The 12860-nt window shown below is 66.1% G+C and carries 12 protein-coding genes; 9 read left to right on the top strand and 3 right to left on the bottom strand.

Annotated elements, in window-relative coordinates; all coding sequences use genetic code 11:
- The first annotated feature begins 145 nt into the window (after positions 1-145).
- The 3 genes from HMPREF2559_RS11775 to HMPREF2559_RS11765 all read left to right on the top strand — a co-directional run bounded on the left by HMPREF2559_RS11775 (position 146) and on the right by HMPREF2559_RS11765 (position 3129).
- Complete coding sequence (locus tag HMPREF2559_RS11775; protein WP_066487920.1) at positions 146-1294, top strand: resuscitation-promoting factor; 1149 nt, start codon at positions 146-148, stop codon at positions 1292-1294.
- A gap of 63 nt (positions 1295-1357) precedes the next feature.
- Positions 1358-2218 (top strand): 16S rRNA (adenine(1518)-N(6)/adenine(1519)-N(6))-dimethyltransferase RsmA, encoded by an 861-nt coding sequence (gene rsmA, locus HMPREF2559_RS11770; protein WP_066487922.1) that lies wholly within the window; start codon positions 1358-1360, stop codon positions 2216-2218.
- A complete protein-coding gene (locus HMPREF2559_RS11765; protein ID WP_066487924.1) occupies positions 2218-3129 on the top strand; it encodes a 4-(cytidine 5'-diphospho)-2-C-methyl-D-erythritol kinase in 912 nt (303 codons plus the stop codon). The genes rsmA and HMPREF2559_RS11765 overlap by 1 nt, the downstream gene beginning before the upstream one ends.
- Positions 3130-3204: 75 nt before the next feature.
- On the opposite strand, the gene HMPREF2559_RS11760 is transcribed toward HMPREF2559_RS11765, so the two are convergent.
- Positions 3205-4521 carry an NHL repeat-containing protein gene (locus HMPREF2559_RS11760; RefSeq protein WP_066487926.1) on the bottom strand — a complete coding sequence of 439 codons (1317 nt, stop codon included), beginning with the start codon at positions 4519-4521 and terminating at the stop codon, positions 3205-3207.
- 115 nt (positions 4522-4636) lie between these two features.
- Here HMPREF2559_RS11760 and abc-f point away from each other — a divergent pair, with 115 nt between their 5' ends.
- From abc-f to HMPREF2559_RS11740, 5 genes are all read left to right on the top strand, one after another.
- Positions 4637-6445 carry a ribosomal protection-like ABC-F family protein gene (gene abc-f / locus HMPREF2559_RS11755; protein ID WP_070540887.1) on the top strand — a complete coding sequence of 603 codons (1809 nt, stop codon included), beginning with the start codon at positions 4637-4639 and terminating at the stop codon, positions 6443-6445.
- Positions 6412-8121, top strand: coding sequence for an alpha/beta-hydrolase family protein (locus tag HMPREF2559_RS11750; RefSeq protein ID WP_070540884.1), 1710 nt, complete (start codon positions 6412-6414; stop codon positions 8119-8121). Before abc-f ends, HMPREF2559_RS11750 begins: the two co-directional genes overlap by 34 nt.
- Before the next feature lie 46 nt (positions 8122-8167).
- On the top strand, positions 8168-8293 hold the full coding sequence (locus HMPREF2559_RS13415; RefSeq protein ID WP_255356849.1) for a hypothetical protein: 126 nt from the start codon (positions 8168-8170) through the stop codon (positions 8291-8293).
- Between the two features lie 236 nt (positions 8294-8529).
- A complete protein-coding gene (locus tag HMPREF2559_RS11745; RefSeq protein ID WP_070540881.1) occupies positions 8530-9108 on the top strand; it encodes a hypothetical protein in 579 nt (192 codons plus the stop codon).
- A gap of 19 nt (positions 9109-9127) precedes the next feature.
- Positions 9128-9451 (top strand): putative quinol monooxygenase, encoded by a 324-nt coding sequence (locus tag HMPREF2559_RS11740; protein ID WP_066487938.1) that lies wholly within the window; start codon positions 9128-9130, stop codon positions 9449-9451.
- Between the two features lie 60 nt (positions 9452-9511).
- On the opposite strand, the gene HMPREF2559_RS11735 is transcribed toward HMPREF2559_RS11740, so the two are convergent.
- Complete coding sequence (locus HMPREF2559_RS11735) at positions 9512-10561, bottom strand: hypothetical protein (protein WP_066487941.1); 1050 nt, start codon at positions 10559-10561, stop codon at positions 9512-9514.
- Positions 10562-10816: 255 nt separating this feature from the next.
- Positions 10817-11608 carry an HAD family hydrolase gene (locus tag HMPREF2559_RS11730; RefSeq protein ID WP_070540878.1) on the bottom strand — a complete coding sequence of 264 codons (792 nt, stop codon included), beginning with the start codon at positions 11606-11608 and terminating at the stop codon, positions 10817-10819.
- A gap of 46 nt (positions 11609-11654) precedes the next feature.
- Here HMPREF2559_RS11730 and HMPREF2559_RS11725 point away from each other — a divergent pair, with 46 nt between their 5' ends.
- Complete coding sequence (locus tag HMPREF2559_RS11725; RefSeq protein WP_141628981.1) at positions 11655-12659, top strand: 3-hydroxyisobutyryl-CoA hydrolase; 1005 nt, start codon at positions 11655-11657, stop codon at positions 12657-12659.
- The last annotated feature ends 201 nt before the right edge of the window (positions 12660-12860 follow it).

Genomic DNA, 12860 nt, shown 5'->3' with positions numbered 1-12860 from the left:
GTGCTGTTACCGTATTGTTATTCATCGTTCGCCTGAGCGTCATACGTTGCGCGCGCCGCGTCCCTGCGGTGCCGTTCGACTCCCAGGCCGCGGCAGGGTCAAGATGTGGCTCGCTGCTCACAATAAAAGAGACGAAGAGAGATACATGTCTACCTCGAATCAGATCAAGCGTATTAACAACACTCGCTCCATGCCGCTGCGTCTGGCCACCGGCGGCGTGCTGGGCACCCTCGCCGTCGGCGGCGTCGTCGCAGCCACCGCGCACAAGGACATCACCGTGGACGTCAACGGTGAGACCATGCAGCTCGCGACTTTCTCCACCGACGTCAAGGGCGCCCTCGAGGCCGCCGGCGTGCAGGTCGGCGCGGATGACTTCGTCTCCGCCAACCCGGATGACGTCCTCACCTCCGGCGAGACCATCACAGTCCGCACCTCCAAGCCCGTCGCCGTGACCGTCGACGGTGTGGAAAAGCAGCTCTCTTCCACCGCGCTTACCGTCCAGGACCTCCTGGGCGACATGGGCGATATCGCGCCGGGCGCAGCCGTTAAGGCCGCTGGCGTGGATACGGACGGCGACGCCACCGTCACCGACGGCATGAAGCTCGAGGTCGTCTCCCCGAAGATCATCCAGGTCAACGACGGCGGCAAGGTCACCTACACCTCCATCGCCGCGAAGACTGTGCGCGACGTCATCGAGGCCCGCGGTATCGACGTCGACGAGGACGACCGCGTCACCCCGTCCATGGACACCCCGGTCACCGAGGGCATGACCATCAAGGTTGACCAAGTCTCCACTACGGATTACGACGCTACCGAGTCCTTCGACGCCGAGCCGAACTACGTCGACGACCCGGAGCTCGAGCGGGGCACCGAAGAGGTCCGCGTCGAGGGCACCCCGGGCGAGCGCACCGTAACCCGCCGCCTCATCATGGTCAACGGCGCCAAGGAGTCCAACGAGATTATCAACTCCAAGGAGACCCGCCCGGCCACTCCGGCCACCATCGCGCGCGGCACCAAGGAGCCCGCGGCCGCCCCGGCCGTGGCCGACGGCTCCGTGTGGGACACCCTCGCGCAGTGCGAGTCCACCGGCAACTGGTCCATCAACACGGGCAACGGCTTCTCCGGCGGCCTCCAGTTCACGGATTCCACGTGGCAGGCCTTCGGCGGCGGCGAGTACGCCTCCCAGGCCTGGCAGGCTTCCCGCGAGCAGCAGATTGCTGTCGCCCAGAAGGTTCAGGCAGCACAAGGCTGGGGCGCCTGGCCTGCTTGCACCGCCAAGCTCGGCATCGGCTAAAATTTCCCGCAAGCCCGCACCTCGGTGCGGGCTTTGCGCATTCTTGCGGCTACCCTAGAAGACATGACTGAAGCGAAAGCGGCCCTGCTCGGCCCCGTGGAAATCCGTGAGCTCGCGGCGCGTCTCGACGTGACTCCCACCAAGAAGCTGGGGCAGAACTTCCTCCACGACCCGAACACCATCCGGCGCATCGTCGCCGCCGCGGACCTCGACCGTAGCGACCGCGTCGTCGAGGTCGGCCCCGGCCTGGGCTCGCTTACCCTCGGCCTCCTCGAGGCCGTCGACGAGGTCACCGCCGTCGAAATCGATCCGCGCCTCGCCGCGCAGCTTCCGCACACCGTCGCCGAGCGCGCCCCCGAGCTCGCCGGCAACCTGAAGCTCGTCGAAAAAGACGCCCTCCGCGTCACCGCTTCAGATGTGGGCGAGCCCACCGCGCTCGTCGCTAACCTGCCGTACAACGTGTCGGTCCCCGTCTTGCTGCATTTCCTCGAGACGTTCCCCTCCCTCCGCCGCGTCCTCGTCATGGTCCAGCTCGAGGTCGCCGAGCGCCTCGCCGCCCAGCCCGGCTCCAAGGTCTACGGCGTGCCCTCTGTCAAGGCCGCCTTCTACGGCCCCGTCCGCCAAGCTGGCACGATTGGCAAGAACGTCTTCTGGCCCGCGCCCAATATCGAGTCCGGCCTCGTGCGCATCGATCGCTTTGCCGATGCCCCCTGGCCCATCACCGACGCCTCCCGCAAGGCCGTCTTCCCGCTTGTCGATGCCGCCTTCGCTCAACGCCGCAAGACCCTCCGCGCCGCGCTCTCCGGCCACTACGGCTCCGGCGCCGCCGCCGAGGAAGCCCTCGTCGCCGCGGGCATCGATCCCACGCTGCGCGGCGAGAAACTCGGCGTCGCCGACTTCGTGCGCCTGGCAGGTGTCGCATAATGGGCCAGATTTTTCGCGCCCGCGCGCATTCCAAGGTCAACCTCCACCTCGGCGTCGCCCAGGTCCGCGGCGACGGCTACCACGAACTCTCCACGGTCTTCCAGTCGCTCGACATCCACGACGACCTCACTCTCGAGCTGCTCGACGACCCCACCGCCGCGCCCATCACCCTCACGGTTGACGGCCCCTACGCCGCAGGCGTGCCCGCGGACTCCTCCAACCTGGTGTGGCGCGCTGTCGAACTCGTCGCGCGCCGTCACCCGCCCGTCGCGCTGCACGTGCACAAGGGCATTCCCGCCGCGGGTGGAATGGCCGGCGGGTCTGCCGATGCCGCCGCAGCCCTCCGCCTTGCCAACGCCGCCTTCGCCGCGGGGCTCAGCGACGACGAGCTTATGAAACTCGCCGCCCAGCTCGGCTCCGACGTCCCCTTCACGCTCATGGGCGGCACGGCACTCGGCACCGGCCGCGGCGAGGAACTCGTACCCATGATGGCGCGCGGTAGCTACACCTGGGCGATCATCACCAACCGCGAGGGCCTGTCCACGCCCGTCGTCTTCGACAAAATGGACGAGCTGCGTGCGAAGAACCGCGTCGGCGATCCGCGCATGGATACCACCGCCGTAGGCCAAGCTCTCATCAGCGGCGATCCGCAGCAGCTCGCCCGCACGCTCGCTAACGACCTCCAGCCCGCCGCTCTCTCCCTGCGCCCTGACCTACGGAAGATTCTCGAATCCGGCGAGAACGCCGGCGCCCTCGCCGGCATCGTCTCCGGCTCCGGCCCCACGTGCGCGTTCCTCTGCGAGGATGACGCCCAAGCACACAACGTCATCGCCGAGGTCACCGCGGACAACCCGGGCACCCGCGGCCACATCGGCCACGCGCCCGCGCCTGGCGCCGAGCTCCTCGACTAATCCCGCGGTGTCGATGCCGTCCCGAATACGCCGAACGGCCCGCGCACTGAGCGCGGGCCGCAGGACGGGGACTGTTTAGAGCACAGCCATCTCGGTCGGGGTGATGTCGAGCTCGTGGCGGTCGACAACCTCGCCCTTGTAGAGGTCGATGACAACCAGCTCGTCCTTGTTGGCGTCGGTGATAAACGCGTAGCCGTCCTCAGACTTGAGGATCGGTCCAGGAAGCTGCCACTCTTCCTTTTCCTTCCACTCGGAGATGGCGTCGATCTTCTTCGTCACCTCGCCGGTCTCCGGGTCGATGATGTTGAGCTTGCCGTCGTAGGTCAGCACGAGCGCCTCGCCGAGCGGGCCGCGAGCCAGGGAGCGGAACCAGTAGGAAGAACCGAGGTCGACCTTCTTAGCGGAGTAGTCGTCGGTGTTGATGAGGGAGACCGACTCTGGACGCTCGAACTCGGCGTCCTTCTCCGTCTTGTTGTCGGCCAGGATGATGGGGGACTCCTCAGAACCGGCGGAGTTGCCGGAGCGCTGGTAGCCGTCCTTGCCTGCGTAGGAGGATACGTCGATCTTGTGGAACGCCTTGCCGTCGAAGACAACGGGGCCGTCCTCGCAGCCGAAGAAGAGCTTGCCGTTGCCAGCGGTGGCCTCGCCGTGAACGCCCGGGCACTCGGTGGTCTCGGTGAGCACCTTGCCGTCCTTGTCCAGGTGCTGGATGGTATGGCGCTCGTCCTCGGTGCCCTTCGTCATGACGATGGAGCCGTCCTCGAGCGGGACCGCGACGCCGTGGTGGGCCTCGCCAGACTCGAAGGTCGCGACCGGCTCGCCGCCGGTGCCGACCTCGGAGGTCTTGTAGACCTTGGCGACGCCGTCGCCGTCGGAGAATAGTGCGGTGAAACCGTCGTGGTGGACAACGTGGCCAGCGTGCGGTGCCTCGATGTCGACGTCCGTGAGCTTCGGGTCCGCGGTGTAGTAGTGGTTGTGGTCGCCGTGCGGCTTCTTAATGAGGCCGGAATCGTACGAGAGGAACTTGTCGCCCTGGGTGACCATGGCGTAGCGGCCGTCGCCAGCGTTGGACAGGCGCAGGAAGCCCGGGACCTCGTCTTCGCCGATGACCTCGCCGGTCTTCGGGTCGTAGGTCTTCAGGCCGCCGTCGTAGGAGATGACGACGCGGTTGGGCAGCTGTGCGACCTCGAGCTGGCCTTCCTCGGCTTCCATGCCGTCGTGCGAGTGGTCGTGGCCTTCGTGGCCTTCCTCGCCCTCGTGATCGTGGTCGTGATCGTGCTCGGCGGCTGAGGTCGAGTCAGCGGAATCGGAAGAGTCGGGGCTAGAGCAGCCCGTGAGGATGAGTGCCGTAGCGCCCAAGGCTGCCAGGGGAGTCAACAGAGCTTTCTTCATGGTTTTAAGACTATTGCTCCTGAAATTCATGTGCAATATGAAAATGTGTTGAAAACACTGTGTGCAGGGGTGCCCGACGGCGCGCGGCCCGCGCCAATTAAGATGGTGAAGCGATATGGCTAACCTCATTAACCTCGAACAAGTCTCCAAGTCCTTCGGCCTGAAAACGCTTCTCGATGGCGTCTCTCTCGGCGTGCAGACGGGGGACCGCATCGGCATCGTCGGCGTCAACGGTGGCGGCAAGACCACGCTGCTCGAGGTCCTCACCGGCATCGAACCCGCGGACTCCGGCCGCGTTTCCCAGACGAAAGATCTGCGCATGGCCGTCGTGACTCAGCGCTTCGAACTGGACGACAACCTCACCATCGGCCAATGCGTCGTTGAGCCGCTCGGCCTCGAGGTCTTCGAGTGGGCCTCGAACGCCAAGGTCCGCGACGTCTTGGGCGGCCTCGGCATCGTCGACCTCGGCCTTGAAACGCCCGTGGGCCAGCTCTCCGGCGGTGAGCGCCGCCGTGTTAATCTCGCCGCCGCGCTCGTCCAGGACCTTGACCTCGTCGTCCTCGATGAGCCCACCAACCACCTCGACGTCGAAGGCGTCCAGTGGCTCGCCGAGCACTTGCTCTCGCGCAAGATTGCCCTCGTCGTCGTCACTCACGACCGCTGGTTCCTCGACACCGTCGCCACCACGACGTGGGAGGTCCACGACGGCCAGGTCGACGCCTACGAGGGCGGCTACAACGACTGGATCTTCGCCCGCACCGAGCGCGCCCGCCAGGCTGACGCTATGGAGCAGCGCCGCCAGAACCTCGCCCGCAAGGAGCTCGCGTGGCTGCGACGCGGTGCCCCTGCCCGTACCTCGAAGCCGCGCTACCGCATCGAGGCCGCCGAAGCACTCATCGCTGACGTCCCCGCGCCCCGCAACAAGGTCGAGCTCATGGCCTTCTCTAAGCAGCGCCAAGGCCGCGTCGTCATTGAGCTCGAGGACGCCACCGTCGCCACCCCAGATGGCCGCGTCCTTGTCGACCACCTCACGTGGCGCCTCGCGCCGGGCGAGCGCATCGGCCTCGTCGGTGTCAACGGTTCCGGCAAGACCACGCTTCTACGCGCGCTGGCCGGCGAGCACGAACTCACCGCCGGCAAGCGCATCGAAGGCCAGACCGTCCGCCTGGGCTGGCTGCGCCAGGAACTCGACGATCTTGACCCGTCCCGCCGGCTTATCGACGCCGTCGAGGACGTCGCCACCTACGTCCGCCTGGGCAAGAAGGAAATCTCCGCCTCCCAGCTCGCCGAACGCCTAGGCTTTAGCCCCAAGCGCCAGCGCACGCCCGTGGGCGACCTCTCCGGTGGCGAGCGCCGCCGCCTCCAGCTCACGCGCGTGCTCATGGCCGAGCCCAACGTCCTCCTCCTCGACGAGCCCACCAACGACCTCGACATCGATACCCTCCAGGAGCTCGAGTCCCTCCTCGACGGCTGGCCCGGCACCCTCGTCGTTATCTCGCACGACCGCTACCTCATCGAGCGCATCGCCGACAACACGTACGCCCTCTTCGGCGACGGCAAGCTCACCAACCTCCCCGGCGGCATTGACGAGTATCTCAAGCGCCGCGCCGCGCTCGAGGCCCAAGAAAACTCCGGCGTACTCAACCTCGGCCCCCAGCTTTCCGATGCCCCCACTTCTGCCGCCCCGAAGCGTCTCAGCTCCCAAGAGGAGCGCGAGCTGACTAAGAAGATGAATGCGCTCGAGCGCAAGATGGGCAAGCTCGACCAGCAGACTGAGAAGCTCAACGAGAAGATGGCCGCGGCCGCCGAGGCCGTGGACACCGAAGCGCTCACGAAGCTCGACGCCGAGCTCAAGGACGTCGCCGCCCAGCGTGAGGAATTGGAGATGGAATGGCTCGAACTCGGCGAGCAGCTCGAGGGCTAGCGCGGCTTTTCCGCACGCTCGACCTCTGGGGCGCCGTCGTCGCGCTCGTCTTCTTCGTCCTCACGCTTACCCCCTCGTTGCTGCCGCGCACGTGGTTCTACCAGGGGATCATCGGCGGTTGGGCCGCGGGCATCGGCTACCTCGTGGGCCTCGCCTTGCGCTGGGTCTACCGCCGCTACTTGCACCGGCTGCACCCGCTCGCGAACCCCGACACCTGGCCGCCGCGCGTCGCGCGGTGGGTGGCCCGCTGCGTCATCGCCGTGGGCGCCCTCTGGGCGTTGGTCATGGTGTGGTGGTCGCACCGCTGGCAGGTCACGCTTGCTGACCTCGCGGAGCAAACCCGCCCGAGCTACCTCGACGTCGTGCTCGTTCTCCCGCTCGCGATCGCCTCGTTCACCGTCTACCTGCTTATCATCCGCTTTCTCGTCTGGGCCGCCGATACCGCCCAGGCCATCGGCCCACGCCGCGTGCGGCCCCGCGTCCGCAGCGTCTCCGCCTGGGTACTCGTCCTGCTCGCCTGGTTTTGGTTCGTCTCCAACGCCGTGCCTGGTGCCATCGTCGGTCTCGGCGAGAAATTTTTTACCGAGCAGAATAAGGATCCGGACCCGGCTGTCACGGCGCCCACGGCGCCGGAGCGCTCTGGCTCGCCTGACTCCGCCGTGGACTTTGGAGGGGTGGGCTTTTATGGCTCCCGCTTCGTCGCGGGAGGGGCATCGGCAAGCGAGCTGACAGCGGCGACGGGCAAGCCGGCCAAGGAGCCCATCCGCGTCTACGCCGGGCTTGGCAACGCGGCGGACACGGCCGAGCGCGCGGACCTGCTCATCTCCGAGCTCGAGCGCACCCACGCCCACGACCGCAAGGCCCTGCTTTTCCTCATGACGACGGGTACCGGCTGGGTCTCCGACTACGCGACGCAGAGCTTCGAGCTGCTCTACGGCGGCGATACCGCCATCGCCGCCGGACAATACTCCGCGATGCCCTCCGCCCTGCACTTCCTGGCGGGCGGCGACCAAGTCCGCGCAGCCGGCCAAGAACTGCTCGGGCCGCTCATCACGTGGTGGAACGAGCTGCCCGAAGACCATCGGCCGAAGCTCTACCTCTACGGTGAGTCGCTGGGCACCACCGGCGTCGAGGCCGCGTTCTCCGGCCTGCGCGACGTCGTCAACTCCGTGGATGGCATCCTGCTCACCGGCCCGCCGCATTTCAATCCGCTGCGTACGCAGTTTGTCACGCGCCGCGACCCCGGCTCGACGGAGACGGCGCCGGTCTACGCGGACGGCCTCGTGGTCCGCTTCGCCAACGACGAGGAACACGTGCGCCAGTGGGCGACCACGCGCGACCCAGGTTGGGGCCCGGCCCGCATGCTCTACGTCCAACACACCTCGGACCCTGTCGCGTGGTGGTCTTTTGACATGATTCTCCGTGAACCGGACTGGCTGAGCGAGCCTGCCCCGCCGGGCCATGAGCGCGAGATGACGTGGATGCCCTTCGTCAGCTTCCTCCAAGTGAGCGCGGACCTGCCCGTCGCGGCGCAGGCTCCCATCGGCTACGGCCATAATTACGGCGACTCGGTGCTCGCCGGATTCGCCGCCATCAGCGACGTCGACCTCACTCCCGCGCGGCTTACGGAGCTGGAGAACCAGCTCGTGTCTATCCGTGGCGATAACCCCAAATAGCGCCGGAGGTTATCCCGCGACCTCGGGCTTTCTCGGCCGGGTATTCGTGCGGTCCCTCGTCGCGGAGCACGGCGGCGACGCGGAGAACATGTGGGGCAGCGTCCTCAACGGCGCGGCCCTGCGCGAGACGCCCCTCTTCGTGGGCAACTCGCTGGGCGTCCCCGTTCGGTGACGACTTCAATGACAACTGGTTCGGCCAAGTCGGCCTGGAAATCCTGTCGAATATCGTCAGCAACTACTTCGTGTGCCACGCGCTGGCCGCGCACTCCTACGTCAATGTCGCGATCGAACTCTACGCCGGCTGGGAGTCCACTCGGCCCCGCCCTGGGGGTGGATTAACGTCACGAAGTGATAAACATCGGGGGTTCGCCTTTCCCAGGCGCGCGTGGCTGTGGCACGGTGGAGTGTATGACTTTGAAGCGTTCCACGTTCGTAGCCGTCTCCGCCGCCGCGGTGCTCAGCCTTGCTGGCACCGGCGTCGCCTCCGCCGCTCCGGCGCTGCCCGCCGGCTCCTCCCTTCCCACAGTTGAGCAGCTGTCCTCGCAGGTACCGCGCGTCGAGCTGCCTAACGAGGCCTATGACCTCGCCGATCAGTTCGGCGTTCAGCTCCCGGAGTTCCTCGCCCGTCCGGGCGTGTCGAACGCTGAGCTCAACCGCGTCTCCACCGACGTGACCGCCGCGACCGCCGCGCACCTGCGCAAGCAGGGCCACAAGGACGACACGAACGCTCAGAAGATCGCCCAGGAGTGGGCGAACCAGGCCAAGGACGGCAAGGTGGAATTCGAGGGTAACGCGGGCGACGGCACGACGCACCTGAACGAGGGCTCCGGCAACGTCTACAAGCTCACCCTCCAGGAGGCCAAGGACCGCCTCGCATGGCTCCAGCGCGATGTCCCGGTGCAGAAGTCTCCCAACGCGAAACCCTTCGGTGTAGCATCGGCGACCGACGGCGAGTTCGTGTACCTCGCCGAATACTTCTTTAACTAACGCGCCCTAAGGAGCTCCCATGATCCTCATTAACGTTTCTTTCCACGTCAAGCCGGAGTACAAGGACACCTTCCTCGACGAGGTGCAGTGGTACACGGATGCGTGCAACGCCGAGCCCGGCTGCCTGTTCTTCAAGTGGTACACCGACCCGCAAGATGACCAGCGCTTCTTCCTCATTGAAGGCTACGCTGACGGCACGGATGTCGACCACGTCAACACCGAGCACTTCAAGCGCAGCTGTGAGGAAATGCCCAAGTACCTGCTCGAGACCCCGGACATCATCAACACCAAGATCCCGGGCAAGACCGAGTGGGACAAGATGGCCGAATACAAGGCCGAGTAGCCCACCGCACCCCACGCCCGCGTCCGTCCCGGACGTGGGCGTTTCGCGTTTGAGCACGCGCTACGGCCGGAAGAACGCCTGGGAGTCCGGGAGATCCCACTTGGCATGCGTGCCCACGCGGATATCCACCTCGACGCCCTCCAAGCCTTCTGCAGTAAGGCGGCTTGTGAGGTTGAAAATGCTCCGCCCCACGGTCCGGTCGTCGATGACGAGGCACGTCCGGCAGATGTCCTCCAGCGTGCCCGCGATGAACGTAAAGAGCGTCTCGATGTCTTCATCGGGAACCTCGACCACCGAGTCCCGCGGAGTCCACACCATGATGTGCGCCTCCTGCGAAATGAGGTAGCGCTTGACGCTCTTCTTTAGCGTGCTGACGTTACGCTCGCGCGCGACCTCTTTGATAAGCGAGTCGATGACCTTCACCGAGTCGAGCATGAGCTCGACAGCGCTGCGGGATTCACCCAGGTAGTCGAGCGTCGAGCCGTACGTGTCATCCCACGCGCCTTCCAACGCGAGCCGGTAGATGTAGTCTTCCGCATCGGGGAAGTAGGCCAGCGGCGAGTCGGGGAGAGCGATGCGGTGCAGCTCGCCCGTCGCGGGCAGCGCGCCGGCGCACAAGCCGCCGATGCGCACCCCCTGCGCCGTCACCCGCACCTTCGGCGTCTCCTCCGTGCCGGGAGAAGGGTGCGATGATGGCGGCGCGAAGGTCACGCGTAGCGAGCTGAAGAGGTATTTCTCCGTGGTCCACTGCAGGTGGCGGTGGCCGCGTAGGCGCAGGTGTTCGCTCACGATGGACCGCACATCGCGGCTGAGCACACGCAGTAGTTCGACGGCATCGGCGCGGTGCGCGTCCGGGCACTCGACCGTGAAGGCGAGCTGTGCGCCGCGCTCGGCGATATAGCCAGCGATTTCCTCATCGCTGGCGCCGAGCAACGCGAATTCCTCGACGATGGCTCCCACGCACTCGTCGATGGCGCGCAGCGCCGCGTGGCGCACGCTCCGGTAGGGAGCCGTGCTGGGGAGCAGACGATTGAAACGGCGGTCCAGGTCGGCCAGAGCGACGGCGCCGCGGGGATTATTAGGCAGATAGGTATACGTAGACGAAGACAAGGGGGAATTCGCTTTCTTCCTCGCGCGCCGTAGGGAGGCGTGCAGCGAGGATCCGATGGGGTGGGCAGGGGCAGGCAAACGACGCAGCACGAAGCCGGTCGCGTGATCTCAGATACATGCAACCCCATTGCGGGCACGGGCGCGATCACGGCCACTCATGCACCCCATCGGGAAGGGGAGGACGCTCAACGCCGTTCTGGTCCAGCGTGAGGCGATGGTGCCCAGTATAGCGCCCCGCCCTCACCCGTGCCGCGGTTAAGCTCCGAGCCACTCCTCGAGCACCGTGAGCACGCCGTACTCCGTATTCGGCGGCGCAATCCGATCCGCGATCTCTTTGAGTCGGGGGTGCGCGTTCTCCATCGCCACGGCATACCCGGCTGCCTCCAACAACTCGTAGTCGTTGAGGAAGTCTCCGAACGCCGCGGTGTCTGCGACCGCAACACCGGTGGCATCGGCAAGCTGGCGCAAGCCCGCTCCCTTGTTGCCGTCAGGCGACATGATGTCGAGCCAGACCTGGCCCGACACCGCGACGCCCAGGTGGCCCACCGTGCTCGCGAAGGTGGGGTAGAGGTGCTTCTCCGAGCCCCGGCCGCAGAACACGGCGGCCTTGATGACGGGGTCCGTGACCGCGCGCAGGTCCTTGATGTACGTCACCGACTTGTAGTATTTCTCCAGCTCCGCCTGAGCCGCCTCGTCGAGAGAAGTTGGCACCACGTAGGCGGTCTCCGGCGTGCACAGCAGCAGCGTGTGCGCCACGGTAAGCGTGTCCGCTGCGTCGAGAATCTCCGCGACATCCGCGGGCGCAATCTCCGTCGTGGAGACCACCTGGCCCTTGTGTATGATGACCGTGCCATTCTCCGCGAGGAACGTGTCGCGGTCTGGGAACATTGCGCGCAGCGTCGCGAGCTGGCGGCCTGACGCTGGCGCGAGAATCATCCCCGCGGCCTCCGCGCGCGCCGCGACCTCCGGCCAGCGCGGCGGCAACGCCCCCGAACCGTCGAGCAGAGTGCCGTCCATGTCTAACGCGACGAGCCGGGGAGTGCGCATGAAGAAATCCTCGCAAACAAAGTAGTGATGTGAAACACTGGCTTACATGACTGTGACTAATGAACACGACGCGCCAGTGTTGCTTTCCGTTCGCCACCGTACCGGACTCATCGAACTCAACCGGCCTAAGGCCCTCAATTCGCTCAATCCTGAGATGATCGACATCATCACGAAGGCCCTGCGTATGTGGGGTCCGGACGACGATATCGATCAGGTCGTGGTCTTTTCCTCACACCCCAAGGCCTTCTGCGCCGGCGGCGACGTCCGCCACGCCCGTTCCGAGGTCCTCGAGGGCGGCGACCCGGATTCCTTCTTCGCGGCCGAGTACGCTCTGAACGCCGCGCTCTCCGAGTTCCCCAAGCCATACATTGCGGTCCTCGACGGCGTCGCGATGGGCGGCGGCCTGGGCATTTCGCTCCATGGCTCGCACCGCATCGTCACCGATAAGGCGTTTGCGTCTATGCCGGAGATGGCCATCGGCTACGTCACGGACGTGGGCGTGCCGTACATGTCCCAGCGCACCATGTCGCCGGCGCTCGCGAAGTTTTGGGGTGTGACCGGCTACCGCATGTACGCCGCGGACCTCCTCTACACTGGTCTTGCGACCGGCTATACCGAGGATCCTGCCGCCTTTATCGAAGACGTCGTCGCTCACGGCATCTCGTCTGCCCAGCTTTCCGATGCCGCCGCCCGCGGCCCCGCACCCCTCGCCGCCCTTGCTCCCGCCATCGAGGAGGCCTTTGCCCATTCGACGTGGCCAGAGATCCTCGCCGCCTGCACGCCGGAGCTGCGTGAGATTGTCGACGAGCTCACCGCGGCGGCGAGCCCCACGTCTATCGTCGCGGCGCTCGAGCTTTATGACTTCGAGTCCCGCGCCGCCGATATCCGCGAGGCGCTCGCCGCGGAGCTGCGCCTGGGCATGCACCTTATCCGCCGGCCGGACTTCGCCGAGGGTGTGCGCGCCGTGCTCGTGGACAAGACGAAGGACGCCGCGTTTAACCCTGCGACCGTGGAGGACGTCGACGTCGCAGCTCTCCGCGCGCAGCTTTAGGTCTACCCCGGTCGGCTACCCCTGTTCGACAAATGTATTTGTCGAACAGTTGCCGGGGTCCTGCGGCGTCTTTAATCTCCGTGGCATGACCGTCTCGATCTTCGATGCTCTTGCTCTCGGTGTTGATTCTCTCAAGGAAGCCGCCGGCCTTACCGTGGCTGAGCTCCGTGACCGCGGCCTAACGCTTGCCGATGCCAAGTT

The organism is Corynebacterium sp. HMSC072G08, from assembly GCF_001809185.1.
Lineage (GTDB): Bacteria > Actinomycetota > Actinomycetes > Mycobacteriales > Mycobacteriaceae > Corynebacterium > Corynebacterium phoceense.
This window is presented reverse-complemented; position numbering and strand designations above follow the sequence as displayed.